General features: G+C 56.5%; 26 protein-coding genes and 1 tRNA gene. 15 read left to right on the forward strand and 12 right to left on the reverse strand.

Going from position 1 to position 26,468, the window contains the following annotated elements:
* Position 1: 1 nt before the first annotated feature.
* Genes crtI through idi form a run of 4 tightly spaced genes read right to left on the reverse strand, consistent with a single transcriptional unit; the run spans position 2 to position 4,251 of the window.
* Complete coding sequence (gene crtI / locus G538_RS16640; RefSeq protein ID WP_051197104.1) at positions 2 to 1,666, reverse strand: phytoene desaturase family protein; 1,665 nt, start codon at positions 1,664 to 1,666, stop codon at positions 2 to 4.
* Positions 1,663 to 2,592, reverse strand: coding sequence for a phytoene/squalene synthase family protein (locus G538_RS16645; RefSeq protein WP_051197105.1), 930 nt, complete (start codon positions 2,590 to 2,592; stop codon positions 1,663 to 1,665). The genes crtI and G538_RS16645 overlap by 4 nt, the downstream gene beginning before the upstream one ends.
* A complete protein-coding gene (locus tag G538_RS16650; protein ID WP_169514124.1) occupies positions 2,589 to 3,620 on the reverse strand; it encodes a polyprenyl synthetase family protein in 1,032 nt (343 codons plus the stop codon). The genes G538_RS16645 and G538_RS16650 overlap by 4 nt, the downstream gene beginning before the upstream one ends.
* Positions 3,621 to 3,657: 37 nt before the next feature.
* Positions 3,658 to 4,251, reverse strand: a complete 594-nt coding sequence (gene idi, locus G538_RS0112095) for an isopentenyl-diphosphate Delta-isomerase (RefSeq protein WP_084618399.1) — start codon at positions 4,249 to 4,251, stop codon at positions 3,658 to 3,660.
* Between the two features lie 158 nt (positions 4,252 to 4,409).
* Here idi and G538_RS16655 point away from each other — a divergent pair, with 158 nt between their 5' ends.
* Complete coding sequence (locus G538_RS16655) at positions 4,410 to 4,928, forward strand: MarR family winged helix-turn-helix transcriptional regulator (protein WP_051197109.1); 519 nt, start codon at positions 4,410 to 4,412, stop codon at positions 4,926 to 4,928.
* Positions 4,929 to 4,971: 43 nt separating this feature from the next.
* On the opposite strand, the gene G538_RS0112105 is transcribed toward G538_RS16655, so the two are convergent.
* Entirely contained in the window at positions 4,972 to 6,348 is a 1,377-nt protein-coding gene (locus G538_RS0112105) for a TrkH family potassium uptake protein (protein WP_029069517.1), read from the reverse strand.
* Between the two features lie 226 nt (positions 6,349 to 6,574).
* On the opposite strand from G538_RS0112105, the gene G538_RS0112110 reads away from it, so the two are divergent.
* The 6 genes from G538_RS0112110 to G538_RS16665 all read left to right on the forward strand — a co-directional run bounded on the left by G538_RS0112110 (position 6,575) and on the right by G538_RS16665 (position 14,817).
* Positions 6,575 to 8,305 (forward strand): ABC transporter ATP-binding protein, encoded by a 1,731-nt coding sequence (locus tag G538_RS0112110; RefSeq protein ID WP_029069518.1) that lies wholly within the window; start codon positions 6,575 to 6,577, stop codon positions 8,303 to 8,305.
* On the forward strand, positions 8,305 to 10,308 hold the full coding sequence (locus G538_RS16660; protein ID WP_035834294.1) for an ABC transporter ATP-binding protein: 2,004 nt from the start codon (positions 8,305 to 8,307) through the stop codon (positions 10,306 to 10,308). The genes G538_RS0112110 and G538_RS16660 overlap by 1 nt, the downstream gene beginning before the upstream one ends.
* A 447-nt stretch (positions 10,309 to 10,755) precedes the next feature.
* Positions 10,756 to 12,612 carry a molecular chaperone DnaK gene (gene dnaK / locus G538_RS0112120; protein WP_029069519.1) on the forward strand — a complete coding sequence of 619 codons (1,857 nt, stop codon included), beginning with the start codon at positions 10,756 to 10,758 and terminating at the stop codon, positions 12,610 to 12,612.
* Positions 12,609 to 13,175, forward strand: a complete 567-nt coding sequence (gene grpE, locus G538_RS0112125; protein WP_029069520.1) for a nucleotide exchange factor GrpE — start codon at positions 12,609 to 12,611, stop codon at positions 13,173 to 13,175. The genes dnaK and grpE overlap by 4 nt, the downstream gene beginning before the upstream one ends.
* A gap of 79 nt (positions 13,176 to 13,254) precedes the next feature.
* Positions 13,255 to 14,241 (forward strand): DnaJ C-terminal domain-containing protein, encoded by a 987-nt coding sequence (locus G538_RS0112130; RefSeq protein WP_029069521.1) that lies wholly within the window; start codon positions 13,255 to 13,257, stop codon positions 14,239 to 14,241.
* Positions 14,242 to 14,277: 36 nt separating this feature from the next.
* Complete coding sequence (locus G538_RS16665) at positions 14,278 to 14,817, forward strand: heat shock protein transcriptional repressor HspR (protein WP_084618400.1); 540 nt, start codon at positions 14,278 to 14,280, stop codon at positions 14,815 to 14,817.
* On the opposite strand, the gene G538_RS17555 is transcribed toward G538_RS16665, so the two are convergent.
* Entirely contained in the window at positions 14,818 to 15,579 is a 762-nt protein-coding gene (locus G538_RS17555) for a BUD32 family EKC/KEOPS complex subunit (protein WP_051197111.1), read from the reverse strand.
* A 270-nt stretch (positions 15,580 to 15,849) separates the two neighbouring features.
* Here G538_RS17555 and G538_RS0112145 point away from each other — a divergent pair, with 270 nt between their 5' ends.
* Both G538_RS0112145 and G538_RS0112150 read left to right on the forward strand, forming a co-directional pair.
* A complete protein-coding gene (locus G538_RS0112145) occupies positions 15,850 to 16,158 on the forward strand; it encodes a DUF1540 domain-containing protein (protein ID WP_029069522.1) in 309 nt (102 codons plus the stop codon).
* Between the two features lie 220 nt (positions 16,159 to 16,378).
* A complete protein-coding gene (locus G538_RS0112150; protein ID WP_051197113.1) occupies positions 16,379 to 17,119 on the forward strand; it encodes a sigma-70 family RNA polymerase sigma factor in 741 nt (246 codons plus the stop codon).
* 56 nt (positions 17,120 to 17,175) lie between these two features.
* On the opposite strand, the gene G538_RS18455 is transcribed toward G538_RS0112150, so the two are convergent.
* A complete protein-coding gene (locus G538_RS18455; RefSeq protein WP_051197115.1) occupies positions 17,176 to 18,039 on the reverse strand; it encodes a winged helix-turn-helix domain-containing protein in 864 nt (287 codons plus the stop codon).
* Positions 18,040 to 18,469: 430 nt separating this feature from the next.
* Positions 18,470 to 19,108, reverse strand: a complete 639-nt coding sequence (gene upp, locus G538_RS0112160; protein WP_029069524.1) for a uracil phosphoribosyltransferase — start codon at positions 19,106 to 19,108, stop codon at positions 18,470 to 18,472.
* Between the two features lie 75 nt (positions 19,109 to 19,183).
* Between upp and G538_RS16680 the strand changes: the two genes are divergently transcribed.
* From G538_RS16680 to G538_RS0112190, 6 genes are all read left to right on the forward strand, one after another.
* Positions 19,184 to 19,669: a nucleoside deaminase gene (locus G538_RS16680; protein ID WP_035834295.1), complete on the forward strand. Its 486-nt coding sequence runs from the start codon at positions 19,184 to 19,186 to the stop codon at positions 19,667 to 19,669.
* Between the two features lie 85 nt (positions 19,670 to 19,754).
* Positions 19,755 to 19,844: transfer RNA gene (locus G538_RS0112170), tRNA-Ser, on the forward strand.
* 107 nt (positions 19,845 to 19,951) lie between these two features.
* On the forward strand, positions 19,952 to 20,413 hold the full coding sequence (locus G538_RS0112175) for a YwqG family protein (RefSeq protein ID WP_029069525.1): 462 nt from the start codon (positions 19,952 to 19,954) through the stop codon (positions 20,411 to 20,413).
* A 79-nt stretch (positions 20,414 to 20,492) separates the two neighbouring features.
* Positions 20,493 to 20,882 (forward strand): YwqG family protein, encoded by a 390-nt coding sequence (locus G538_RS0112180; RefSeq protein WP_157544493.1) that lies wholly within the window; start codon positions 20,493 to 20,495, stop codon positions 20,880 to 20,882.
* Between the two features lie 58 nt (positions 20,883 to 20,940).
* On the forward strand, positions 20,941 to 21,219 hold the full coding sequence (locus tag G538_RS16685) for a type II toxin-antitoxin system Y4mF family antitoxin (protein ID WP_051197118.1): 279 nt from the start codon (positions 20,941 to 20,943) through the stop codon (positions 21,217 to 21,219).
* On the forward strand, positions 21,206 to 22,405 hold the full coding sequence (locus G538_RS0112190) for a HipA domain-containing protein (protein WP_029069527.1): 1,200 nt from the start codon (positions 21,206 to 21,208) through the stop codon (positions 22,403 to 22,405). The genes G538_RS16685 and G538_RS0112190 overlap by 14 nt, the downstream gene beginning before the upstream one ends.
* A 39-nt stretch (positions 22,406 to 22,444) precedes the next feature.
* Here the strand turns inward: G538_RS0112190 and G538_RS0112195 are convergent, their stop codons facing one another.
* The 4 genes from G538_RS0112195 to G538_RS0112210 form a co-directional block, all read right to left on the reverse strand.
* Positions 22,445 to 23,146: a hypothetical protein gene (locus tag G538_RS0112195; RefSeq protein WP_029069528.1), complete on the reverse strand. Its 702-nt coding sequence runs from the start codon at positions 23,144 to 23,146 to the stop codon at positions 22,445 to 22,447.
* A 34-nt stretch (positions 23,147 to 23,180) separates the two neighbouring features.
* Entirely contained in the window at positions 23,181 to 23,867 is a 687-nt protein-coding gene (locus G538_RS0112200; RefSeq protein WP_245566864.1) for a GTP pyrophosphokinase, read from the reverse strand.
* A gap of 308 nt (positions 23,868 to 24,175) precedes the next feature.
* A complete protein-coding gene (locus G538_RS0112205; protein ID WP_029069530.1) occupies positions 24,176 to 25,804 on the reverse strand; it encodes a methyl-accepting chemotaxis protein in 1,629 nt (542 codons plus the stop codon).
* A gap of 169 nt (positions 25,805 to 25,973) precedes the next feature.
* Positions 25,974 to 26,468 (reverse strand): methyl-accepting chemotaxis protein (locus tag G538_RS0112210; protein WP_029069531.1); only part of this gene is annotated, 495 nt, incomplete at its 5' end.

A 26,468-nucleotide genomic window follows, 5' to 3' on the forward strand; every position in this document is an offset into this window, starting at 1 on the left:
GTCAGGCCGATGCTGTGTCGTGTGGCAGGGGGAACGTTGGCCCCGTTGGGGCAGGTGTTCCAGGTTGTACCTCGTGCAGGATCCCCCGGGCGGTGATGTCTGCGCTGATGAGGCACATTGGCAGCCCGATGCCAGGGATTGTTGACCCGCCTGCGTACCAGAGGCCGTCGATTTTTTTGGAGCGGTTTGTGGTTCGGAACATCGCGGATTGTGCGAGGGTGTGCGCTGGTCCTAGTGCCCCACCTGACCAGGCGTTGACGTCGTTGACGAAGTCAGCGGGGCCAACGGTTTTGCGGAGAACGATACGTTCGCGTAGGTCGGGGATACCAGCCCAGGTCGCTACTTGGTCAATGGCGGCGTCGGCGGCGAGTTCTACGGTGGGGTCGCCTATGCCGTTTTCTCCGCCGGATCCAATGGTGGGGTCAGCAGGCACTGGCACGAGGATGAAGACGTTTTCGTGGCCTTCTGGCGCTACAGCGCTGTCTGTCGCGGAAGGTTTACACACGTACAGTGACGCCGGGTTGGGTAGGTGCTTGTTTTTCCCGTAGATGGCATCGAAGTTTGCATCCCAGTCTTTGACGAAGAACAGGTTGTGGTGGGTGAGTTCAGGTAGTTCGCCGCGCACCCCGAGGTGGACAAGTACACTGCCTGGGCCTGGGTCTTTTTTGTCCCAGTAGGACTGCGGGAAGCTTTGTTCCTCGGGGTCGAGTAGTTGTGTTTCGAGGTGGTGGAGGTCAGATGCTCCAACAACGAGGTCGGCTTTGTGGAATGTTCGTTCACCGTCGCGTTCGGTTTCTAAACCAATGACGTGTTTGGTGCGTTTTCCAGTGAGCGCGGCGATGCGTTCCCCAGCTTTTCCTCGCAGCCCGTGAGTGCTTTGTGTTGGGCGGGCATCTGCTGTGACGATGCGGGTCACGGGGGAGCCACGGTGGATGGTGACGCCTAGGTCGAGGGCGACCTGTTCAATGGCGTTGATGATGGTGATGAAACCACCCTGTGGATACTTCACGCCATCGACGAGGTCCAGGTGGCTCATGAGGTGGTACATCGCAGGGGCGCGGTCCGGGCTCGTACCGAGGAACACGGCGTGATAACCAAGGATCTGTCGCAGTACGGGGTGGGAGAAACGTTTGGTGACGAAGGAATTCAAGCTTGTGCCCAGGAGGGTAGGTAGTTCTCCGACACGGCTGACGATCTTTTTATCCAAGAACGGCCCAATGGCGCGAAAGTCTGTGTATAAAAAGTGGTCCAGTGCGAGCTTGTATGTCCGGGACGCAGAGTCAAGGTAGGCGCGGAGTTTTTTACCGCCGCCTGCTTCGAGGGAGTCGAAGAGTTCCTCGGCTTGGCCGCTGGTGACGTCAACGGGTACGGGGTGGTTTTCAGCAAATACCCGGTAGCCAGGGGTCAGGGTGGTGAGGTCAATCTGTTCACCTGTTGATGTGCCGACATCGTGGAAGAACTTGTCGAACACTTCTGGCATGAGGTACCACGAAGGCCCGGTGTCAAACAGATATCCGTCGCGTTCCCACAGGCCGCACCGTCCACCGAGGTCTTCGTTCTTCTCAAACAGGTCAACGGTGAGGCCGTTTTTCGCGAGGAGAGCGGCGGTAGCGAGCCCGGCTAGCCCGGCCCCGATGACTGCAACGTGCGTCTGGTGTGTGCTCATGTGTGGCTTGATACCTTCGATGATGTTGACGGGGTGTGTGGGCGTGGCGTTGTGGGGAGCGCAGCTTGGGCGAGGACCGCAACTTTGTGTGGTGTGCTCAAGCGTAGGCGGGTGGTGCGCAGTTCGCTGCACGATGCCCGCCTGAGTTTGTTGGTGAGGGTTGCGAAAAGGAGGTAGGCAGCCTTGACTGCGCCTCGTGACGATTTGGGGAGGCGTGCGATGCCTTGCCGGGCGATGTTGAGATCGTTGTCGATGTCGGCAATGATCTCATTTTTGGTGTGTTCTGTGAGTCCGAACTCGGCGATTTGGGGGAAGTAGTAGCGTCCCAGTTCGCCTTGGTCGGCGGCGAGGTCACGGAGGAAGTTGATTTTTTGGAACGCGGCACCAAGTGCGCGTGCGGCGTCGATGTTGTTGGTGACTAGGCTGCTGCGATCGTCGGGGCGAACATCAGGCGCTTGAGTGAACGCACGTAGGCACATCACACCGATGACTTCTGCTGACCCGTAAATGTAGGTCGCTAGTTCTTCGGGAGTGTAGTAGGCCTCACCGAGGTCGCGTCGCATGGACGCGAAGAACGGTGCGATTTCCGCTTCGGTGATACCGCAGGTATGGGCGGTGCGTGCAAAAGCGTGGACCACCAGGTTGGTGGAGTACCCGCAGGCTATGGCTCGGTGTACTTCTGCTTCGAGGTCATCGAGTGCGGTGAGGAGGAGGTTGGTGGGGGCGGGGTCGAAGCTGCCGTCAACGATTTCGTCTGCGACTCGCACGAGGGCGTATATGTTGCGCACGTGTGTGCGCACTGGTTCGGCGAGGAACTTGGTGGCCACACCAAAGCTGGTGGAGTAGGTGCCAATGACGGTGCGTGCTGCTTGTTGGGCTGCCAGGTTGTACACCACTTGGGGGCGGGGGGCTGGTCGTTTTTTCATGAGGTGAGCCCGTCAAGGAGAGTTGTGAGAACTGGAATGTCGCTGGTGGCGATGTTGTGTTCGGTGGCGAGGTTCATCGCGATGCAGACGTGGTCTCGGATGTGGTTTTCCACAAATCGAGCTGCACCGCATTCGAGGAGTAGTTCTTGTACCCGCATGACGCCTAGTTGGGTGATGGTGGGGCCGAGTAGTCGCTCAATTTCTGGCCATACGTCTGTGGTGCGGGCGAAGGCGATGAGGAGGGTGTCTTTCTTTTCCCGCAGGTCGGCACCTACTTCTTTGCCGGTGACGGAGGTTGGGGCGAACACTCCATTGAGGTCGTCTTGGAATTGGTAGGCAATCCCGATGTGACGGCCGATGGCTACGAGCGCTTCGGTGGTCGTTTCTTCTTGGCCCGCAAGTATTGAGGCAGCTCGGAGGGGCAGGACAAAGGAGTACTCGGCTGTTTTGAGTTCCGCTACTTTGAGTGTGTCTGGGATGGAGATGAAATGCGGGTGGGTGGCGTAGTAGACGTCTAACAATTCACCGAGTGCACTGAGGGTGATTGCTTCGTTGAAAGCGGCGAGGAGTTGTTGGCGTTGGCGTTGCGGGAGGTCTAGCGTGGCGATTCCCATGAGGGATTCGGTTAGGGCTAGCACTCCGCCGAGGATTCCGGCGCTGTCTCCGAAGGCTCGGGCACTGGGTAGGTCAACGTCTGATGCTTGTGCAAGGAGTTGGAAGTGACCGTTGAGGTTGGTTTGTCCTCGACGCATAGTGTCGTGGTCGATCACGTCGTCGTGGATGAGAAAAGCTGTGTGGAGTTGTTCAATTGCTTCAGCGACTGCTTGCGCTTCGTGGTTATTGGGCAATGTCACCAGCCGCGATGTTGTTGATTCGCTTGATGCTGTGGTGAGGCCAACGTGCTGGGGCCGGGTGAAGGAGCGGTAGGCATCGAGAAATAGTTGTGGTCGCACGCGGCGGCCACGACCGTGCATTTGGGTGAGTTGTGTCTGAAATTCAGCGAGTGTGGCCAGTGCTGAACTGCTCATGGAGTCATTGGTCATGATCTGGGGGCGGGGCGCGTGATCAACGGACATTCGGGCCGCCGGTGTTATGGAGCGCGGCGGTCTGCTCAACAGCCCAGGGGCTGATGAGGTAGGGGGCAACGGAGGCGGTATTCACAAAAACGGCAAGAGGTGTCCAGGCGTGCTCAGCAACTTCGTCAGGGTTGGGTTGTGGTTGTTGGCTGGTGCGAGCGAAAAATACTGGGCAGAACTCATTTTCGACGATTCCGCTTGCGTCAACGGCTCGGTACGCAAAGTCGGGCAAGGCGACAGAGATCGAGTGGATGTCGGTGATTCCTAGCTCGTGTTCTGCGTACCTGGTGATGGCGTCTTCGAAACTTTCACCCGGCCGTGGGTGGCCGCAAAACGAGTTGGTCCACACTCCAGGCCAGGTCTTTTTTGCCAAAGCTCGACGTGTGACGAGCAGGTCTCCGTTGTCGTCGAGGAGGTAGCAGGAAAACGCAAGGTGGCGTGGGGTCTCAGCGGTGTGGACGTCCGCTCGCGGATATGTTCCTGTTGCCTCATTGTTGTCGTTGAGGAGGACGACAACGTCCTGCGAGGCAGACTGCAGGGCGGCTGGGGGTGTCAACAGAGCGTGTTGCGGAGTTGTGGTCACGAATCCCTCCCGGGGTTGTGTTGGACCAGATGTGAACCAGCCACCATTTAGTTAGCCTATCTAGTTACTAGTTAGGCTAGAATAGAACACAGACGTCTAAATATGCAACGGCCTGGCGCGAGTCGCGTTAAGCCGGCCCTGCTGGCAGTGGAGTGAAAATGCAGGATAGGAAAAACCTGCGGGACGAACCTTACTGGTACGAAAACCGCGAATATGTGCATGATGTGCTTGATGGCATCCGGAGATTCCGGCGCGCCAACGCCAACATGCGCAAACGCATGGCGGACGGCATGGGAATGAATAAAACAGACATGCAAGCACTTCAGGTTGTTATCGCCGCGCAACGCGCAGGCGAACCTGTTCATCCACGGGAACTGGCCCATGAACTGTCGATCTCCACAGCCTCTACGACGAAGTTGTTGGATCGGCTCGAAAAATCTGGTCACCTTTTTAGAGTGCCTCATCCTGCCGATCGGCGCTCGGTGACTGTCGCTGCCACGGACTTTGCGCATCGGGAAGTAAAAGACCGGCTCTCCAGCATGCACCAAGAAATGGAAGACATTATTTTGGAGTTCGCTCCGGAGGAACAAAAAGCGATATCCCAGTTCCTCCACGCAATGGCAGACCTCTTTGATCGTTCCGGCAATGTCGAACCGCTTGGTGATATCAACGACTAACCCCGGAGAAATCCGCTAACGTGCCGCAAATCGGGCGAGATTGCTATCCAACAATCACCCGCTCCTCAGGCAAGCGAATAAGACGATCACCTGATCGCATCGCTAGCGCTGCACCGAAAGTCATCGTCCCGACACGCCCAATAAACATCAACAGCACAATGATGGCTTTCCCCGACTCAGGAAGACCGCCAGTGATCCCTGTGGAAAGCCCCACAGTGGCGTACGCAGACACCGTCTCAAACAGCACCACATCCAACGTGAGCCCTGTGATCTCCAGTAAAAGCATCGTTGCCATAGCAATAATCGTGGCGCTCAAAAAGGTCACAGCGATGGCAAGCCGCAAAATGTCTGTGGGAATTCTGCGGTGGAAAGAGACGGTGTCGCGGTCACCACGAGCTTCCGCGATGATAGCCAGCAGCAGAACAGCCAACGTTGTCGCTTTAATGCCACCTGCAGTGGAGGCGCTTCCACCGCCAACAAACATCAATGCATCGGTCATGAGCCAGCTTGGCTCGCTGAGCGCTCCAATATCAATGGAGTTAAAACCTGCTGTCCGCGGCATCACCGAAAGAAAAAGACTAGAGAGTACCTTTTCCGACCACGGCATCGGGCCCAAGGTTTCGGGATTCGTCCACTCTTCGGCGAGGAACCACACAAAACCAATGGACAGTAGAAAAGCGGTGACAGTCAGGGTCATCTTCGTGTGAATAGACCAGCGTTTAGTGTTCCACCGTGTTCTCGCGATGTTGAGGATCACCGGAAAACCCAAACCTCCGACAATGACTGCCAGCATAATGGGGCTGAGAACAAACCAGTCACTCGCAAACTGCGTCAGCCCAGCTGACGTAGGGGAGAACCCGGCGTTATTAAAAGCGGAAATAGAGTAGAACACGCTGAACCACACTGCGTGGCCAATAGAATCCTCCACCTCAAGGAATCTTGGCAGCAGCATCAACGCGATGATCAACTCGATACCGAGAGAGACAAAAACCACGGTGAGAATGATCTTGCGTAAATCGCCAAACCGGTTGGTTTGAGTTTCCGCAGCAGCGAGCATGGTGGTGGTCAGACTCAGACGCTTTGTCACAAGCAACCCCAGCAACGACGCCAGGGTTAGCACGCCGAAGCCGCCAATCTGAATAGAACTAAGAATCACTGCTTGGCCAAAAAATGACCAATGAGTCCCGGTATCAACTGTTGCTAAACCTGTGACGGACACCGCAGACGTAGCGGTAAAAATCGCATCCATTGGCTCAGTAGTGAGCCCGTCAGCGTGTGCTGCAGGGAGCATCAGCAAAGTCGCTGACACTGTAATGACCAGTGCATATATCCCAACAGTCAAACGTGCCGGGTAACGCCGCCCGATGCGTGCCATAGCAAACCGCAATGACCACACACCAGCAACAAGACGTGGAAACACGTCGTTCCTCTCTCAACCCCGCGCCGTCATAAAGCGCAGGCCCAAGAAAGAACTTTGCCACACGACGTGCAATGTGTCAGGCGATGTGACGCGAAAAACCTTCGCCGGGTGTCAGAGCGCAGGGTTATGCTCACTTGAGGCGTGTGTTCGCACAGCGAACCTCCCGCGCGGGAACGCATTGCCACCACCAGCCCGTTTTGGGCGCAGACTTTGGTGAGGACCATTCATGCTCAAAAATATCCTGTTGCGCTATCTGCGCCCCTACCGTTCCTTGGTGCTGGGAGTTTTGTTTTTCCAGTTCCTCGCAGCCATGGCTACGTTGTATTTGCCGTCATTGAACGCAGACATCGTCGACAATGGGGTGTCTGTTGGGGACACCGCCTACATTTGGCGTACCGGGTCAGTCATGCTGGCCATCTCACTGGGGCAGATCGTGTGCTCCATCATCGCGATGTACCTCGCCGCAAATGCGGCAATGAGTTTAGGCCGCGACATTCGCAACGACGTTTTTGAACGTGTTGTGGGGTTCTCCGAACGTGAGGTCACCCAGTTTGGGTCTGGCTCTCTAATTACCCGCAACACAAACGACGTTCAGCAAGTGCAGATGCTCGCCATGATGACGGCTACGTTCCTTATTACTGCGCCGATGCTCGCCGTCGGTGGCATCATCATGGCACTACGCCAAGACGTTGGTTTGAGTTGGCTTATTGCCGTCTCAGTACCAGTGCTCCTCGTGGTGGCGGGCCTGATCATCAGCCGCATGGTTCCCCTGTTCCGCAGCTTCCAGGGGAAACTCGACACCGTGAACCGAGTCATGCGTGAGCAACTCACGGGAATCCGGGTGATCAGGGCGTTTGTTCGAGAACCCATTGAACAAGAACGTTTTCGCGAGGCCAACACAGACATTCTTGTGGTGGGCCGCAAAATCGGTTCACTCTTTGTTTTGCTGTTCCCTCTAGCCATGCTGGTACTCAACCTCACCATTGTGGGAGTCGTATGGTTCGGGGCGGTCGAAATTGACAACGGTACCGTGCAAATCGGAACCCTGTTTGCGTTCATGCAGTACATCATGACCATTTTGATGGGTGTCCTCATGGCGACTTTCATGGCGATGATGATTCCACGGGCTGCTGTCTCGGCGGAACGCATCAGTGAGGTGCTTAACACCAAACCGTCCATTGTGCGTTCAGAGCACGGCACTACCGCGTTCCCTCAACCAGGGGCGGTTGCGTTTGAAGATGTTGAATTCTCCTACCCTGGCGCTGACCAACCCGTCCTGGGGAACCTGACTTTCGCCGCTCAGCCAGGTCAAACTTTGGCAATTGTTGGATCCACGGGTGCTGGCAAAACCACGTTGGTGTCACTCATTCCACGGCTTTTCGATGCAACAGGTGGAGTAGTGCGCATCAACGGTGTTGATGTTCGTGACGCGGATATTGACGCACTATGGACAAGTATCGGGCTTGTGCCACAAAAACCGTTCCTTTTCTCCGGCACAGTCGCCTCCAACCTCAGATTCGGGCGTGAAGAGGCCACAGATGACGAACTCTGGCATGCCCTAGATATCGCACAGGGAAGTGACTTTGTGCGTGAGATGGATGGCCAACTTGAGGCGCACATCGCCCAAGGTGGAACGAACGTTTCCGGTGGGCAACGGCAACGGCTGGCTATTGCCCGCGCGATTGTCCACAACCCAAGCATCCTCGTTTTTGATGACTCATTCTCAGCGCTAGATCTGACAACCGATGCGAAACTGCGCGAGGCGCTGTGGCAAAACCTTCCACACCTCACAAAAATCGTGGTGGCGCAACGAGTCTCCACCATTGAAAGCGCAGACCAGATCGTTGTCCTTGACGGCGGAACAATCGTTGGCGTGGGCACCCACACCACCTTGCTCAACACCTGTCAGACCTACCGGGAGATCGTTGACTCCCAGCGCGGCGTGGAGGCCCACTGATGTCCGGAAAAACTGACAACACAACACCGGGGGCTACCCCCACAGTTGAGGAACTCCGCGAGGAACAACTCGGGGAACAAGCCCGCATTAGCGCGGACGACTGGAGTGGCGCAGTCGCCCCAGGAAAAGCAGAAAATTTTGGGCCAAGCTTTGCGCGCCTCATTGGTCTGCTTCGCCCCTACGCCTGGCAGTTCGCCGGGGTGTCCCTCCTGGGTGCAATTGGTGTGATCCTGTCCGTTCTGACACCACGAGTATTAGGTAACGCCACAAACACAGTATTTGAAGGGTTTGTGAGCAGGTCACTGCCAGCAGGAGTATCGCAAGAACAAGCAGTTCAGGGGCTTCGGGATTCCGGTCAAGATGACTTCGCGAACGTTGTCTCCGCCATGGACATTGTTCCCGGTGAAGGCATCGATTTTGTTCGGCTCACCCAACTCTTAGTGCTAGCGATGGTGCTGTACCTTGTAGCAGCAACACTGATGTGGATTCAGGGCTACGTCATTAACATCATCATGGTGCGCACCATGTGGCGCCTGCGTGAAAGTGTTGAAGCGAAAATTCACCGGTTGCCGTTGTCCTACTTCGACCGTGTGCAACGCGGAGAACTTATCTCCCGCGTCACCAACGACATCGACAACATCACCCAAATGATGCAACAGTCCTTGTCCACGGTTGTGACGTCAGTACTGACCGTTGTTGGTGTGGTTGTCATGATGTTCTCCATCTCATGGCAACTCACCCTCGTGGCTCTGGTATCACTGCCACTCATGGCAGTGATCTTTGGGGTCATTGGTCCAAAGTCACAAAAAGCGTTCGGTATCCAATGGCGCAAGGTTGGGCGCCTCAACGCACGCGTTGAAGAGTCATTCTCCGGTCACGCACTGATGAAGGTCTACGGCCGCGAACAAGCCAGCGCACAAGCCTTCCGTGAGGAAAATGAGGAACTCTACCAAGCATCGTTCAAGGCGCAATTCCTCGCCAACACGATGATGCCCTCCATGATGTTCGTGGGGAACCTCACCTATGTGGGAATCGCCGTGCTAGGTGGGCTTGCCGTAGCCACCGGGCAACTGCGACTGGGAGATGTTCAAGCATTCATCCAGTACTCACAGCAATTCACACAACCACTGTCCGAACTTGGCGGTATGGCAGCGGTCATTCAATCGGGAACAGCCTCAGCAGAACGAGTCTTCCAACTCCTTGATGAGCCGGAAGAAAGCGCCGACAGTTCCGACGCTCCAGAACTAGTACCTGGCGACGGAACCATCGAGTTCGACAAGGTGACCTTCTCCTACCGTGAAGATCAACCACTCATTGAGGACTTGTCCTTCCAAGTGACCCCAGGGCAAACGGTGGCGATCGTTGGGCCAACCGGCGCCGGAAAAACCACCTTGGTGAACCTCATCATGCGGTTCTATGAACTAGACGGTGGGCGAATCCTGATCAACGGGCAAGACATTTCTCAACTGACCCGCCACGATGTTCGCGCAAACACTGGCATGGTTCTGCAAGACCCGTGGCTGTTCGCTGGCACCATCAGAGAAAATATCCGCTACGGAAATCACACTGCGACTGATGAAGAAATCCATGCCGCAGCTGAGGCCACCTACGTGGACCGTTTCGTCCATGCGTTGCCGGACGGGTACGACACCGAACTCGATGAAGATGCCTCCAACCTGTCAGCAGGTGAACGGCAACTCATCACGATTGCCAGGGCGTTCGTGTCCCAACCGTCCGTGCTCATTTTGGATGAGGCCACATCGTCCGTTGATACGCGCACCGAAGTGCTGCTGCAGCACGCCATGGCTGCGCTGCGCCGTGGGCGAACATCGTTTGTTATCGCCCACCGGTTGTCCACTATCCGCGACGCTGACTTGATTCTTGTGATGGAACACGGGCGGATCGTTGAGAAGGGGACCCACGAGCAGTTGATTACCGCAGAGGGAGCTTACTTTAGGTTGTACAACTCCCAGTTCGCGCAGGCAGCAACTGACGAGGTGTGAGCCGAACGCTGTGGGGATGCGCCGCAGACGTTTTAGCATCTGAGCAGTAGCAGTAGCAGTAGCAGTAGCAGTAGCAGTAGCAGTAGCAGTAGCAGTAGCAGTAGCAGCGGGTGGTCCCCAGCGTGATGGGGGCCACCCGCTGTGTTGTCTGCCCCCTCCCCCCACCTGTGCCGAGATCCTAGATCTCGGCACGAGTTCCTTGTTCTGGCTAAGGATGTCGCACCGACATCTAGGATCTCGGTGGGTTTTTCGGGGGCTGGAAAGATGCGCGGGAATAGAATCGGGGATAGCAAAGTTGAGTGAAGTAGACTCAAGTTTGGTTAAAAAACTTGCGCTGCTGGCGCGAGAAGAGCAAACTTGAGTGTGGAAGACTCAAGAATGTTTTGCTCGTGACGATGACAGGCTCCAGCCTCCGTCGCGGCAGCACCTCAGAAAGGAAAGACCTCCATGGCCCGTGCAGTAGGAATTGACCTAGGAACCACCAACTCATGCGTAGCCGTTCTCGAAGGTGGCGAACCAACAGTTATCGCCAACGCTGAGGGCATGCGCACCACCCCATCCGTCGTAGCTTTCTCCAAGACTGGTGAAGTACTCGTCGGTGAAATCGCTAAGCGTCAAGCAGTCACCAACGTTGAGCGCACTATTGCCTCCGTGAAGCGCCACATGGGCACCGACTGGAACCAAGAGATCGACGACAAGCAGTACTCCCCCCAGGAGATCTCCGCTCGTATCCTTGGCAAGCTGAAGCGTGACGCTGAGGAATACCTCGGCGAGCCCGTCACTGACGCAGTGATCACCGTTCCTGCATACTTCAACGACGCTGAGCGCCAAGCAACCAAGGATGCCGGCCAGATCTCCGGCCTCAACGTGCTGCGCATCGTCAACGAGCCCACCGCCGCCGCACTGGCGTACGGCCTAGAAAAGGGTAAAGAAGACGAACTGATCCTCGTGTTCGACCTCGGTGGCGGAACCTTCGACGTGTCACTCCTCGAAGTTGGCAAGGACGAAGACGACTTCTCCACCATTCAGGTGCGTGCCACCTCAGGTGACAACCGCCTCGGTGGTGACGACTGGGACAAGGCCATCGTTGACTTCCTCATCAAAGAGGTCAAGAAGAACGACGGTGTTGACCTCTCCAAGGACAAGATCGCCCTACAGCGTTTGCGTGAAGCCGCAGAGCAGGCAAAGAAGGAACTGTCGTCAGCAACATCGACGAACATCTCCATGCAGTACCTGTCCATGAGCGAAAACGGCCCCATCCACCTCGACACCAAGCTCACCCGAGCACAGTTCGAGCAGATGACCGAGGACCTCCTCAAGCGCACCGAAGCTCCATTCCGCGCTGTCATCCGCGACGCAGGCATCTCCGTTAACGACATCGACCACATCGTGCTCGTTGGTGGGTCAACCCGTATGCCAGCTGTCACGGAGAAGGTGAAGGAACTTACTGGCGGCAAAGAGCCCAACAAGGGTGTCAACCCTGATGAGGTTGTTGCTGTCGGCGCAGCGTTCCAAGCTGGTGTGCTGAAGGGTGAGCGTAAGGATGTTCTCCTCATTGACGTCACCCCACTGTCCCTCGGTATTGAAACCAAGGGTGGTGTGATGACCAAGCTCATCGAACGCAACACTGCGATCCCCACCAAGCGCAGCGAAATCTTCTCCACCGCTGAAGACAACCAGCCTTCGGTGCTTATCCAGGTGTTCCAGGGTGAGCGTGAGTTCGCTCGTGACAACAAGCCATTGGGTACTTTTGAGCTCACCGGTATCGCACCAGCGCCACGTGGCATGCCACAGGTTGAGGTTACCTTCGACATCGACGCCAACGGCATCGTGCACGTGTCCGCTAAGGACAAGGGCACCGGCAAGGAACAGTCCATGACCATCACCGGTGGTTCATCCTTGCCCAAGGACGACATCGACCGTATGGTGCGCGAAGCTGAAGAGCACGCCGCTGAAGACAAGAAGCGCCGTGAAGACGCCGAAGCCCGCAACCAGGCTGAGTCCTTCGCGTACTCGATCGAGAAGCTCCTCAAGGAAAACGACGAGAAGCTCAGCGACGAGATCAAGACTGAGGTCTCCAGCGACGTTGACGCCCTGAAGAAGGCTCTTGAGGGTGACGACATCGATGAGATCAAGGCGAAGAACGAAGCCCTGGTCACCTCATCCCAGAAGATCGGGGAGGCACTGTACGCCCAGGAACAAACCGCGGGCGAGACTCCAGCAGGTGACGGACCACAGGCATCGGCATCAGATGATGACGTTGTTGACGCCGAGATCGTTGACGAGGAGGACGAGAAGAAGTGAGCACCGAGAACCCACGCCCTGAGGACAACTCGCCGCAGGACGGTCCGGACTCGATTGAACACCTCGACTTCGAACCTGACGCCGCTGAACAGGACGCTGGCGATGCTGAACCTGACGCGGTCTTGACCGACCTCGAAAAGGCCCAAACTGAGGCAGCATCTCACCTCGCTGACCTACAGCGCCTGAACGCCGAGTACGTGAACTACACCAAACGTGCCAAGCGAGAACAGGAAGCTGCACGTCACCGTGGTACCGAAGACGTCCTTATGGGACTGCTTCCGGTACTCGATGATGTCGCCCGTGCACGCACGGCCGGGGATTTAACTGGCCCGTTTGTTGCGATCGCGGAGAAACTGGACTCGGTTCTTACCCGGTTCGGAGTCAGTGCGTATGGTGAAGTCGGTGAAGAATTCGACCCAGCCGTCCACGAAGCTCTCATGCACCAGACGTCACCTGATGCAACGTCCACCACAGTCACGCATGTGATTGAGGTGGGGTACCGCATTGAGGACAAGGTGGTGCGGGCAGCACGCGTTGCTGTCACCGGGCCCGAAAACGCGTGATCATTTCACGGCATAACGGTGCGGGCGTCACACATGACGCCCGCACCACCCATATGTTCCTGTATCGAAAGGAGACGCCATGACCGGGCAGGATTGGCTGGAAAAGGATTTCTACGCTGTTCTCGGCGTCTCGAAAGACGCCAACGACGCAGACATCAAAAAGGCATACCGCAAGCTTGCGCGACAGTTCCACCCTGACCACAACCAGGGCGACGATAAAGCCGAAACTCGATTCAAAGAGATCGGTGAAGCGTACGCGGTGCTTTCTGATTCCCAGCAGCGCCAACAGTACGATGCGATTCGTTCCATGGGTCAAGGTGGCCGGTTTACCGGTGGTGCTGGTGGCGGTTTTGATGATGTCTTCTCCTCCATGTTTGGGCAAGGAGGCGGGCGTGCAAATACGGGCAGCAACCAGGACTTTGACGACATTTTGTCGGGCCTTTTTGGCGGTGGATACGGTGCGCAGCAAGGTGCAGGACGCACCGGATTTGGGACGGGATTCCGCCCCAACCAAACCACCCCAGGCCAAGACATCTCCGCAACTACTCGTATGCCGTTCCGTAGCGCTGTTGCGGGAACCGAGGTAACACTCACTGTTGAAGGCCGGACGGTTAAAGCGCGCATCCCCGCTGGGGTGAAAGACGGTCAAAAGATCAGGATTCCGGGCAAGGGGCGCCCCTCACCAAACGGTGGTGCTGCCGGGAACTTGGTGTTGACGGTTGCTGTTGACCCTCACCCGGTGTTCAGCATTGATGGAATGAACCTGCGGATGACATTGCCTGTGTCATTCGATGAGGCAGCGTTGGGCTCTCAGGTTGAGGTGCCAACGTTCCACGGCGACCCGGTAAAGGTCAAACTGTCAGAGGGAACCCCAAACGGTAAAGTATTGCGTCTTAAGGGGCGCGGCGTGAAAACTGCGAAGGGAACCGGCGATCTGCTGGTAACAGTCGCTGTGATGGTGCCGCAAAACCTCTCCAAGAAGGCCCGTGCCGCTGTGGAGGCTTTCCGTGAGGCAACGGCATCAGAAGATGTCCGCAAGGACCTGAACGCTGCGGCTCGAGAATAGGGCCTAGCGTTGGGTAACCACTGAAGGGGGTATGTCATGCGAGTTCGTATCGTATTTGATGACGGCGTGCGAGAAGACGATCCGGTATATGTGATCTCGCGTGCCGCGGAACTCGCAGGCATGCACCCTCAAACGTTGCGCCAGTATGACCGGATGGGTTTGGTGTCGCCTCGCCGCACAATTGGGCGGGGCCGGCGCTATTCTCAGCGGGACATTCTCAAGCTCGTGAAGATCTCTGAACTCAGTGGTGAGGAAGGGATCAACCTTGCAGGGATACGCAGGATCCTTGACCTTGAAGAGTATGTGAGGTCGCTGGAGGAACGCGTTGAACTGCTGAATGCCCAAGCGAACCCGGGTTCACGTATTTTTGCTGCCGGTCGCGCTGGTGACGTCGTGAAGATGCGCGGGCTCTCGTTGCGAGAAGCGCGCATTGCCGCGCAACGTGCTGCCGCTCGCGGTACCCAACGCCCTCAGTCCGCACGGCGTGACCCGGAGCATCGGCTGCGTTTGTCTATGCCTTTACAAATTACAGCGCACCGCGAAGATCTCTCGGATTCCGAGGAGAATGAACGGTAGTTACTGCTGGGAAGCGACGTCGCGCACGACGAGTTGTGCAGTATCAAGATGCCCACGGTCCTCATCGGTGAGGTCTGGGTGGGTTTTGTGGTGAGCGTTCGCCTCGTCAAGGTACCTGAGGTAGCCGTTCCCAAATAATCGGTGAAGCTGGTGCAGGTATTCCCGTGATGCTTGCTGAAGTTCGTTTACTTCGCTGGCCACTACGCCAATAGCGAGGGCGGTGGAGGCTCGATCGAGGTCTGGCGGACCGATGCGTGCGCATTCCCAGTTGATGGGGTAGGCGCCGTCAGCGGCCAAGATGATGTTGGCCGGGTGTAGGTCGAGGTGGATGATCGCGAGGTTACTGGCACGTTCATGGTCGGTGCCCCGTAGCAGGTGGTGATGTTCTTTGCCCACAAATTGGTCAGCGTTTTTGGGCAGTGGAATGTCGTGGAGTGCGCGGTGCAGGGCGTCAACGATTTCCGCGCCGTCGGCATAGCTTGTTTCGCCACTGACGAGCGCTTGGAACAGGGTGGGCCCGTGTATGTGCTCCATGATGAGAGTGTTGTCTACTATCTCAATCAATCGTGGGGCGGTGTAACCGTGTTCGGTGATGTGATCGAGTAACCCAAGGCCGAGGTACTGATCTGCTGGCAGCACTAGTTCGTGCGCCACGTATGCGTCATTAATTGCGTAGGATCGTGCGAGGCTTGTCTCCCCGAGCAGGTGTGCTTCGGTCAAATGGGGGAGAGGATCGCCGGGTTGCCATTGGTGAGTGTCCACAGTGAACTCCATGCTGTCTACTCGTCCTAACCCTAGCGTGTAGGCGGGCTGTTGTCCTGTGCTGGTTGGCTTTTCGGCGGGTCACTGAGATGCGCCACAACGCTTTTTCACCCGGCATTTCTTTACGCAACAATACTATTACTTATTCTTTTTCTGCTTTATTAGTTAGGCCTTACTTTCTTTCGCAATTTCGATATTCGATTTACAGTTATGAATAACGGGTCTTCTTTGCTCTGGGCCCACCGGACACAGCAGGAAAGGCACAAGACGATGACACAAAACCTTGAACTAGCCCACGTCACCGAATGTAACGTCTCTGGATGCGGCTACAACCACGACGGATGCCACGCATCGGCAATCACTGTCGGCGGGCACGGCGTGAGCGCAAAATGCGCTACTTTCATCCCCCTAGGGACCAAGGGCGGCCTCGACCGAGTCGCCACAACCGTAGGTGCTTGCCAACGCGGCGACTGCACCCACAACGTCAGCCTGGAATGTGCTGCCGACACGATCCGTGTTGGCGCAGCCTCCGAATCAAACGTCGCTGGTTGCCTTACATACGAAGTGCGTTCTGCCTGATCAACGACCACAATACGACGATGCCACACCCCTGACATGGGGGTGTGGCATCGTGCTGTTAGCAACAAAAACCTACAATACTCACCCGGCTAATCTCTCCATTAACGGGTATTCTGGGGAGCACAATATCCAGAAAACTCGTGGCAAACCCTCGGCACCCGTTCAGGCGTAAGGAGAAAGCGAACCGGCAACTTGGCGCGAGTAGTCACCAAGGAGCGACATGAAACCGGCGCCCATGCGAACGTGGACTGAGGACAGCGCTGACGCTGACCTCATTACCGCGACACGCGACGGGGACCGTGCGGCCTTCGCCCTGTTGTACGCACGCCACCAGCGTGCTGGACTCAACCAAGCCCGCCGATGCGCACCGTATGGGGCTGACCCGCATGACATTGTCGCTGAGGCATTTACCGGCATTCTTGCCGCCTTTGATGCGGGAAGTGGCCCACAAGTGTCGTTCCGCGCCTACCTGTTAACTTCCATTCGCAGAGTTGGGCACAGGTTGCGCCAACAGCGAGAAGATCCGCAATCACAGATTCCTGATGCTGCTGACACGGAGCCGTTCAGCGTACTGGAACGCAACCTCGTCCATGAAGCATTCCGGTCACTCCCCCCACGTTGGCAGTCAGTCCTGTGGTACACGGAAGTTGAAGGGCTCACCATGGCTGAGATCGCAGATGTTCTGGACCTTTCCCTGCCCGCTGTGTCGGCTTTGGCATACCGGGCGCGGGAGGGGTTGCGTGACGCCTACCTGCAACATCACCTGCAACCACAGGGGTTAGGGGTGTGTAACGACACGTGGCGGTATATCGGCAGTTATGTGCGCGGAACCCTCAACCTTCGTGACACAGCCAAACTTGAACGCCACCTGGAAGAGTGCGACAAGTGCGTGGGCATCGTTGATGAACTTGCGCAGGTCTTCGCAACCCATAGTTCAACTGAGCGGATGCTCGGGGCGTAGAAGAACATCGCCGATGCGCCCCCTTTGTTGGCCGGTTAACGTGCAGCAACCACCATTTAGGCTGGAATGCGCCGCCCTGACGCAGGGATTACCTCAACCTGTGAGGTGAATTCAAATTTGTAGCCAGCGCCTCGCACCGTGATGATGTGCTCTTCGAGGCCAAGTTTTTCACGCAACCGGCGAATGTGAACGTCAATGGTGCGGGAATCGGCTGGGACGTCCGTGCGCCACACTGAAGCGAACAGTTCGCCGCGTGAAATGACCTTTCCAGCACGCGATACCAGGTGGCTGAGGAGTTCAAATTCCTTGTACGTGAGGCGTTGCACGGAATTGTCTGCAACGACGCGGCGATTGTGCAGGTCAATGATGACGCGGGGAGTGAAGATCGCGTCAACGTGGGGGATCGCTGCGTGGTCCCCAGAGTGAGCTGACCACGCGGCAGGTTCTGTGGGGCGCACAACTTCTGTGGTGATGTGCTCGAGGCGTTCTTCGAAAGCGCGCAACGCGGCGATCTGTTCCCGTGATGGGGGGAGCGCTGATGCGCGGCTGCTCAGAGTGCGGTTTGGGGTCGACCTGCGTGGCGTGATGGGGGCGTCCCATGTCCGTTGCTGTGGTGCTGTGCGCACACGTTGCTGGACTGGTGTTTGCGCAGGTGTGGGTGCTGAAACTCGCGATGAGTCTGGGGCGATGCGGTGCCTGCCACCGTTGACGGACACGGTTGTGTGGGTGCGCGCTGTGGGGAGGAGTTGGCGTGCGTATTCACCGAGTTTTTCAGCAATGAGGACAAGGTCTTCCGGGGCGAGGTGCTGGGTTGATTGACCGGTGTCGACACTGACGGAAAGCTGGATTCCTAACTTATCTGATGCGTTGGAATCGTTGAATGTACGGGAAACGGGGCGATTTTGCGTTGGGGCGGACATGCGCTCTCCAGGGTGATGGTGTCCCAGGTATCACGGGATAGGGACGGCTGAGTTGTTGAGATGACGTGTGAACTGATTCGGCGCGTAGCGCTCGGGGTGTGGTCAGTTCTGACAACAACACGCACAACGACACATGGGCATGCTCGACATCGCCGTGGCGGCGGAACGAGGCATGGTCATGGTCTGCATGACTCAACGGTGACAGGTAAACCCCGGGTCTGCAAAGAGTGGACGCGCGAGTTCTCACATGGTGAGCACACGTTAACCCGTGCCTCGTTCATGGCCGCAGTAACAAACTGGCGGCGTGTGCAGGGAGGTGACGCGCACCAAAAAACGCGTGTGGCGAGGAGGGATAGCCCTTCTCGCCACACGCGTCATGACGTTAACAATGACTCAGCGACAAAGGTGTCTACTGGTCATTCCGTTCACACTAGTCAACGATGCCGTACAACCGGTCACCAGCATCACCTAGGCCAGGCACAATGTATGCGTGTTCGTTGAGGCGCTCATCAACGGCAGCAACAACGATCTTCACGTCCAGGCGGTCCCCCACGTGATCTTCAACGACCTTGATACCCTCCGGTGCGGCAATGAGGCACACAGCGGTGACGTCTTTCGCGCCACGTTCAAAGAGGAAATCAATGGCAGCCACAAGGGTTGCCCCGGTTGCGAGCATCGGGTCGAGGAGGAAGCACTGACGACCAGTCAGGTCGTCAGGCAGACGGTTAGCGTAGGTGGCGACCTCTAGGGTTTCCTCATTGCGTTGCATACCCAAGAACCCCACCTCAGCGGTAGGGACTAGGCGAGTCATCCCCTCAAGCATGCCCAAGCCGGCACGCAAAATAGGGACAACAAGAGGCTGTGGGTCAGCTATTTTTACACCCACCGTGTCGGTGACAGGGGTAGTAATAGGGTGTTCCGTGGTGCGAACTTCACGGGTGGCCTCGTAGGCCAACAATGTCACCAACTCATCAACAAGTTGGCGGAAAGTAGGAGAAGCCGTTTCCTTGTTCCGCAGGACGGCGAGCTTGTGGGAGATCAATGGGTGATCGGCAACGTGCAGGCGCATAGTCCAACCGTACCGGTAAAAGCCCTGCCAGTGTCGGGATACAGATGTGTTTTTCGTAGCAGGCACAATGGAGTCATGAACCAATGGACCCGCTACATGGACGATGCCCTGCATCAGGCGCGCTGCGCGTTGCGTGATGACGCCCCCCAGGACGTCCCCATCGGTGCTGTAGTGGTGGACCCTGCAGGGCGCATCATTGGACGCGGCCACAACGAACGAGAACTCAGCGGTGACCCCACCGCCCACGCTGAGGTTCTTGCGATTCGACGTGCCGCACAACAACTAGGCACCTGGCGGCTCGACGGTTGCACACTCGTTGTGACCCTTGAGCCCTGCGCCATGTGCGCAGGGGCAATAGTGCTAGCGCGCATTCCGCGCATCGTTATTGGGGCTTGGGATGAGAAAGCAGGAGCCACCGGCTCCGTGTTCGACATTGTGCGCGCACCACAACTCAATCATTTTGTGGAAGTCCACCCAGGGGTACGTGAGCAGCAATGCCGGGAACTCCTGCAAACGTTTTTCCACAACCAACGGCGCACAGGTGAACAACCTCCGGTGTGACCGGGTGCTTCGCAACGCCGCGGTGGATGTGACCCTCGTCAACGATTTCAGGAACACCGCAACGGTCAGGTACTCTTATCTGCGAGGTAGCGTGTCCGAGCGGCCGAAGGTGCAGCACTCGAAATGCTGTGTGGGGGAGACTCCACCGTGGGTTCAAATCCCACCGCTACCGCCAGTTGACGAAGGGCCCTGATCAGCAGATCAGGGCCCTTTTGTTATGCCAATATTTTGTTGGGGTGATGCAACTCTGCACTGCCTGCGTGAAACTTGCGAGGAGGAAGTATGAGGTCGAGGAAAGTGGCATTGCCGTCAGCTCCAACGAATCATCGGTTGCCGCAGGTTGTGCAGTGGACGCGTCAGCCTGAGTATGCGGTTGCGCGCCTTGAGGAGTATCTGGCGTGGACTCTTGTGCTCCCAGAGGTGCCTGCTGAGAGTCGACCAGTGGAGGAACACAGGGCTGAGTTTGCTGATAGTGAGGTGAGTTATCTTGGTGGACCGTCGATGCTTGCCTCAGCGGATGACTGGCCGCGTAATGCGCAGGGGAAACCCCTTGCCCACGTGATGACTCTTGCTTTGTGTGCGGTCTCTGCGGGGAGCGCCACTGATGAGGTTTTTCACTCGTTTCCAGGCGCTCGCATGTGGTTACCGACAACGGGGACGTTGGAGGTGTTTCACGATTTAGAAACGTATGGTTGGGAGCCTGAGGAAAGGGCTATGCGGGGGGTGGAAGATTCTCTACCGTGATGTTGCTCAAGAAGGATTGGGGTTGTGTTACGGGCCACCGGATCTTGACCTGCCCGACGAAGCGTATGGTCAGTTGTTCATGCCTGAAAGCACAATCATGTTGCCGAGCTCGCTGGACATTGATGACACCGAGATAGGTGCTTTTGAGGCTGCTGAGGCCGCGTTGGAGCAGTACTTAAACATGTGGGAGGTGCACTCCTTTGGTGAGCCAAGTCAGTCCCCATCGAACTTCACCCATGTGTACGGCCGTAGTTTGGCTGGTGAAGTGGCTATTCGCCCAACGGTTGCTGAGGTGCTTCCTTTTGCCTCTGATGACGATGAGCACGTCTTGGTCATGGAGCTGTCGTCCAGTGGCGCCTTGAGTGGTTGGTTCGGAGATATCCACCCCGTCGAGATATGGATGCGGGCCAGCGACCTGACCAACCTCGCCTTCGACAATGCCTGGTGCATCATCAGATCAGACTGCTAAGGCCCAGCTAGCGGGGTCACGTGTTCCCGTACGGGAACACCATTGGTAGAGTGGCGTCATGGAAACGCGATACCTACGCACCGTTGAGTCTGTGGCTCAGGCTGTCCGCGAGGGGCGTGATAGTCGTGGATGGACGCAGAATCAGCTAGCGGAACGCGCTGGTGTTGGGCGCAGGTTTATCGTCAGTCTTGAGGCCGGTCACGAACGTGCCGAACTTGCGAAGGTTCTCCAAGTGCTTGATGTGCTTGACATACATGCGGCGGTTCTGCCCCCAGCTGTCAAACGCACAAAAATGTCAGACGTCGACCTCGACAAGGTAATTGATGAGTTTCGCTAGTCTTCACGCCTACTTAGAGGGCGAACACGTGGGAGAGTTCGTCCGAGAGGGGCAAAGCATAACCTTTCACTACGACGATTCTAGCGAGGCTCTCACTCCTATTTCACTTTCGCTACCACGTAACGCGGAGCACGCCGCCGACGCCGCCATAAACTACCTCGATAACTTGCTACCTGACCGGGTTGAAGTGCGTGCCCGTTGGGCGCGTCAGCGTGACCTCCCAGACACAAACCCATTCACGCTTCTGGCGGCTTATGGTGAAGACGTTGCCGGGGCAATTACCCTCAGCCTTGACAGTGAACTGCCCAGCCGCGAACCCTTGCCTGTTATTGAAGCGTCTAGTGAAGATATAGCGGTCCGTATCGCCACTCTTGCTCGGGAGAATACCTCATGGGTTGACCCGCGTGTGAGGCCTCGAATGTCGCTTGCTGGTGCACAAGCAAAATTCACACTTGCCAACGTTGGAAGTAAATGGTTTTGGCCGACATTTGAACTCCCCAGCACTCATATCCTCAAGCCTCCCTCGATCGAACTCCGCAAGGTCGAGCAGTTTGAAGCGCTGACGTTACAGTTCGCCAAAAATTTAGGACTTGCTGTTGCACAGGCGGACGTCTTGGAATTTGAGAGTGAACCGACTTTTGTTACTCGAAGATGGGACAGGTCAGGTGACTTGCGTCTGCATGCGGAGGACCTTAATCAGTCACTTGGTAACCCCACGTTCAGTAAGTATGAGGTATCGGCAGTACAAGTGGCACGTTTGTTGAATCAATACGACCAAGCAGAACGTTTTGTTGAACAATTTGCCTTTAATATTGCTATTGGTAATGCTGATGCGCACGCCAAGAATTACTCTGTTCTCTTAGTTAACAAGCAAGTGAGGTTAGCGCCTCTATACGATTCCCTTCCTACGTTTCTTTACCCCAAATATGACGCAACGCTGGCGATGCCAGTTGATGGGGCAAAGCACCCAGCAGACGTCAAAGACATCAGGTGGGACGCTTTCGCGTTAAATGCTGGACTTGATCGGGAAGCAACACGAGCAACTGCGCATCATGTGATGGATTCGGTGCGGCGAACTTTTGTGGATTTCTTCGAGCCGAACTTCGCTGCTGATACTGCCAGAATGTCGCTGATCCGTAGACAGGCGAAGAAGCTCAACAAAGCTCTTGGAAATCCCTCGTCTTGATTTCCCCCAATGCAGATCGATCGAGTTGTCCGGTCGTGCTCAGTTGTTGGCGGTGTAGGTGGCGGTTGTTTCTCCGTTGGTGAAGTCTATGAGGACTGTTCCTTGGTCAGCAGAAACAGTGATGCTGTTTTCTGTGATGACAGCGCCATCAACGTTTTCGTAGTACGAACGTAGTTCTTGCAGGTTCACTGGTTTAGCCCAGGCGACGCCGTTGTCCACTTGGATGTTCGCGGTGCGTCCGCTGGGGTAGGCGAAACTCACGCCTTCCGCGTTGTCATTGAAACGCAGGAACGCCGTTTGACTAACTAGCGTAATCTCACCGTCTGGCTCGGCGGACACAAAAACAAGAACAGGTGTGGTCGCTGATATCAATTCCCACGCATCGTCACCAACAGGCGCACCCTCGGGGTATTTCGCCTCCATAATCGCCACAACGTCATCCCATGTGGAGTCTGTCCGCAGAACGTAACTCACACCGTCGGTATACACCCGTTCGTGCTCAACGGTGATAGCGAAATGATCATCACTGGTAACCCCTGAGACAACAACGTCATCGTGGGTTTCGCGGATGATCTGCTGGTAGAGAAGATAGCCCATGCCCAACAGGATGAGTCCACCAACTCCGATGAGCGTGACCTGCGGTGCACGAGGTATGCGCTTTCCTAGCGCAATTCCTGCCACCACCAAAGCGACACCAAGAATGAGAAAAATTATCGCACTGACGGCAAAAGGGGACTCCATGCCCTCATACTACTTTGTTCGAATTCACAGGCATTTAGGTGTTCTGCCGTGATTGTTGCCACAAGCGGAGCAGTAACTCTTCTTCGAGTTCGTCTGAGGTGTCGGCGGCCTCTGCTGAGGACCCAGCGCCGCGCACTTCTGTATGCAACTGCTCCATACGGCGGTCTAACTGTTCAGCAGCATCGGCGGCATCGCTAAGGTCAGCGACGAGGCGATCAGGGACCGCACCGTCGTATTTATAGTAAATCTTGTGTTCGAGGCTCGCCCAAAAGTCCATGGCGATAGTGCGTATTTGCACCTCAACCGTGACTGGTACTGGCCCCGTGGAAAGGAAAACAGGGATTTCAATGATGGCGTGCAAACTCTTGTACCCGTTGGGTTTAGGGTTCGCGATGTAGTCCTTCACCTCGATGACTTTGACATCCGTTTGTGACGTCAAAGTCTTCAAGATCCGGTGAGTGTCCGCAATGAAACTGCAGGTAATGCGCACCCCGGCGATGTCGGTGAGGTTCGCGCGGATTGCTTGAGGGTTCCAGTCGATTCCCCGTTTCGCGACCTTCTGCAAAATGCTTTCCAGGGATTTCACACGCGACGTGACGTGTTCGATGGGGTTGTATTGGTGCAGGTGCATAAATTCGCGTTGCAGGATTGACACTTTTGTCAGGACCTCGTCAACAGCGAACTCGTGTTCCATTTGTAGCCGGGCAAAGTCATCGCGCATCTGCCGAGCGAAGGCAAGGAGTTCAGGGTCGGGGCGCACCGTCCGTACCTGCCCGCCGTGTCGTTGGGTGCGCATCGTGCTGGTACCGGCTTCCCTGGTGCTGATGCCCTGTGAAGCGATGTTTGTGGTCACGTCATCGGCATTGAGACGGCTCACCTCGGTCACTGGTTCTCCTTGCCTGAACGGTGCTGTCACTCTGTGATTCTTCCCGGCTTCACTCACTACAGCAAGCAGCCTCATGTCCCTTAACGAACGGATCACCGTGATGGTGCCCCATGGAGGGCGTCATCACGGTGAGGGAGTTGTGGTTAGCGTAGGGAGAAAATGCTGAGGCTGGTACGTAGGTCATCTGATTCAGTTGCGAGGGATTGTGCGGATTCTCGCATTTGAGTGATGACTGCGGTGGAGGCTTGGCTTTCCTGGGCGACGCTGTTGATGTTGCCGGCGATTTGTGAGGAGCCGTTGGCTGCTTCTGACACAGAGCGAGCCATTTCGTTGGTGGTGGCTGTTTGTTCTTCGACCGCTGAGGCGATGGTGAGTTGGTAGGAGTTGATGTCTTGGATGATGTCGGAGATTTTGCCCATGGCGTTCACGGCCTGGGTGGTGTCAGTTTGGATGGCGTCAACTCGTTGGGCGATGTCTTCGGTGGCTCGCGCTGTTTCTTGGGCGAGTTCTTTGACTTCACCGGCGACAACGGCGAACCCACGTCCAGCTTCTCCGGCACGTGCTGCTTCGATGGTTGCGTTCAGTGCGAGCAGGTTTGTTTGTTCGGCGATGGAGTTGATGACTTTCACGACGGCGCCGATTTCCTGGCTGGATACACCCAGGCGGGTCACTGATTCGTTGGTGGTGGCAACCATGGTGGTGGCTTGTTCGGCAACGGAGGCCGCGTCGGTGGCGTTTTGGGAGATTTCGCGGATGGAAGCTCCCATTTCTTCGGTGCCTGATGCGACGACGTGGATGGATTGGTTGACTTCGTCAGCTGCTGCGGCGACGATGCCCGCTTGAGCTGACGTGCCTTCAACAGTTGCGGCGACGGTTGCTGTTCCTTGGGTGACGTGGCTTGCTGAGTCGGCGACTCTGGTTGCTGAGTCAAGGACGGACCGTAGCGTGTGGGAGATGGACTCTTGGGCTTCGCGCAGGGAGTTAGCCATGTCACCGAGTTCGTCGCGTGATTGCACGTCGGCGGTGTCGGTGAGGTTCCCTGAGGCGAAGGAAGCAAGGGCGCGTTTGACTTCGGTGGCAGCGTGTTTCACGTTGCGGCCAATGATGTGGCTCACCACGTAAACGAGCACGATCCCAATCGCTAGCACGATGCCTGAGGTGATTTGCATGGAGGTCGCTGCTGCGGAGATGTCTTGCTGGAGGGCGGTGGCGCGTGCGTCGAGGCTTGCGTCGAGTTCTTCGGTCATGGTGATGACCTCGAAGTAGATGTTGTACAAGTCGGTGACAATGAATGTGTCGGCTTGGACTTTGTTCGCTTCGGTTCCTGATTCGTAGAGGGCTACAACTTCGTCATCTCCAACGAAGAACTCATCCCACGTGGTGACGATGGTGTCGAACATGGATTTTTCGGCGTCGGTGAAGGCGCTGGTGTCCATGGTGTCGAGGTGTTCGCGTAGTGCGGCTGCGGAGTCGAGGTAGCCTTGCCGGTTGCCGGCGGAGTCTGACACGGCTTCTTGGGGGCCGAGTGTGCTGGCGTCCCAGGCGTAGGCGGTTTGCCACCCGGTGACGTCTGAGTTGAACCGTGAAATTTCGGCGACGTCGAGGCGTGCGCTGGCTAGGGTGTCGGCTTCTTCGTTGAGCCCAAGAAGGGTGTTGTTGGTGAACCATGACAGCACGGTCAAGGCGAGCGCAACAAGAATGCCGATCCCGCCTGTTGCCAGGATTTTGAGGTGCAACGAGCTGCGGCGGCGTGGGGTGGTGTTCTCATTCATGGTGACTCCTTTTATGCACCAGCGGAGCTCCGGGTGTCCCGGATGCTTGTCCTACTGTCAAACACATCGGCAGCACAGCGGGAATATATAGCCTGCTGTGCTGCCGAGTTTGCTTGTGAACGGTGAGTTTCTGCGGTTTTGGGGCCGCTTTGGTGCCCATTTGTGGTGTCTAGAGGCGGAACTTGGTGAGGCGTTCACGCAGTTCAGAGGCCAGGTGGGCTAGTTCCTGTGTGGACTGGGTGATTTGGGTTGTGACTTCGCTTGTGGTTCCGGCAACTGAGGCTACGCCACCGATGTTCGCTGCGATTTCACTGGAGCCGGTTGCTGCTTCGGCGACGGAGCGGGACATTTCGTTGGTGGTGGCTGTTTGTTCTTCGACTGCTGAGGAGATGGACATTTGGTAGTCGTTGATGGATGCGATGATGTCGGAGATTTCGGTGATTGCTGTGACGGCGTCTTGTGTTTGGAGTTGGTTTTTTTCGATTTGGCGGGTGATGTCTTCTGCTGCGCGTGCTGATTCTTGGGCGAGGTCTTTGACTTCGGAGGCGACGACGGCGAAGCCTTTTCCTGCTTCTCCTGCTCGTGCTGCTTCGATGGTTGCGTTCAGGGCGAGGAGGTTGGTTTGTTCGGCGATGGAGGTGATGAGGTTGACTACTGCACCAAT

This window comes from Jonesia quinghaiensis DSM 15701 (assembly GCF_000423205.1).
GTDB classification, from domain to species: Bacteria; Actinomycetota; Actinomycetes; order Actinomycetales; family Cellulomonadaceae; genus Jonesia; species Jonesia quinghaiensis.

What these genes read in the sequence shown, in the direction of transcription:
- crtI (WP_051197104.1), bottom strand. Translation starts at nt 1,666, where the DNA reads ATGAGCACACACCAGACGCACGTTGCAGTCATCGGGGCCGGGCTAGCC.
- G538_RS16645 (WP_051197105.1), bottom strand. Translation starts at nt 2,592, where the DNA reads ATGAAAAAACGACCAGCCCCCCGCCCCCAAGTGGTGTACAACCTGGCA.
- G538_RS16650 (WP_169514124.1), bottom strand. Translation starts at nt 3,620, where the DNA reads ATGAGCAGTTCAGCACTGGCCACACTCGCTGAATTTCAGACACAACTC.
- G538_RS16655 (WP_051197109.1), top strand. Translation starts at nt 4,410, where the DNA reads ATGCAGGATAGGAAAAACCTGCGGGACGAACCTTACTGGTACGAAAAC.
- G538_RS0112110 (WP_029069518.1), top strand. Translation starts at nt 6,575, where the DNA reads ATGCTCAAAAATATCCTGTTGCGCTATCTGCGCCCCTACCGTTCCTTG.
- G538_RS16660 (WP_035834294.1), top strand. Translation starts at nt 8,305, where the DNA reads ATGTCCGGAAAAACTGACAACACAACACCGGGGGCTACCCCCACAGTT.
- dnaK (WP_029069519.1), top strand. Translation starts at nt 10,756, where the DNA reads ATGGCCCGTGCAGTAGGAATTGACCTAGGAACCACCAACTCATGCGTA.
- G538_RS0112130 (WP_029069521.1), top strand. Translation starts at nt 13,255, where the DNA reads ATGACCGGGCAGGATTGGCTGGAAAAGGATTTCTACGCTGTTCTCGGC.
- G538_RS16665 (WP_084618400.1), top strand. Translation starts at nt 14,278, where the DNA reads ATGCGAGTTCGTATCGTATTTGATGACGGCGTGCGAGAAGACGATCCG.
- G538_RS0112145 (WP_029069522.1), top strand. Translation starts at nt 15,850, where the DNA reads ATGACACAAAACCTTGAACTAGCCCACGTCACCGAATGTAACGTCTCT.
- G538_RS0112150 (WP_051197113.1), top strand. Translation starts at nt 16,379, where the DNA reads ATGAAACCGGCGCCCATGCGAACGTGGACTGAGGACAGCGCTGACGCT.
- G538_RS18455 (WP_051197115.1), bottom strand. Translation starts at nt 18,039, where the DNA reads ATGTCCGCCCCAACGCAAAATCGCCCCGTTTCCCGTACATTCAACGAT.
- upp (WP_029069524.1), bottom strand. Translation starts at nt 19,108, where the DNA reads ATGCGCCTGCACGTTGCCGATCACCCATTGATCTCCCACAAGCTCGCC.
- G538_RS16680 (WP_035834295.1), top strand. Translation starts at nt 19,184, where the DNA reads ATGAACCAATGGACCCGCTACATGGACGATGCCCTGCATCAGGCGCGC.
- G538_RS0112175 (WP_029069525.1), top strand. Translation starts at nt 19,952, where the DNA reads ATGAGGTCGAGGAAAGTGGCATTGCCGTCAGCTCCAACGAATCATCGG.
- G538_RS0112180 (WP_157544493.1), top strand. Translation starts at nt 20,493, where the DNA reads ATGCCTGAAAGCACAATCATGTTGCCGAGCTCGCTGGACATTGATGAC.
- G538_RS16685 (WP_051197118.1), top strand. Translation starts at nt 20,941, where the DNA reads ATGGAAACGCGATACCTACGCACCGTTGAGTCTGTGGCTCAGGCTGTC.
- G538_RS0112190 (WP_029069527.1), top strand. Translation starts at nt 21,206, where the DNA reads ATGAGTTTCGCTAGTCTTCACGCCTACTTAGAGGGCGAACACGTGGGA.
- G538_RS0112195 (WP_029069528.1), bottom strand. Translation starts at nt 23,146, where the DNA reads ATGGAGTCCCCTTTTGCCGTCAGTGCGATAATTTTTCTCATTCTTGGT.
- G538_RS0112200 (WP_245566864.1), bottom strand. Translation starts at nt 23,867, where the DNA reads ATGCGCGATGACTTTGCCCGGCTACAAATGGAACACGAGTTCGCTGTT.
- G538_RS0112205 (WP_029069530.1), bottom strand. Translation starts at nt 25,804, where the DNA reads ATGAATGAGAACACCACCCCACGCCGCCGCAGCTCGTTGCACCTCAAA.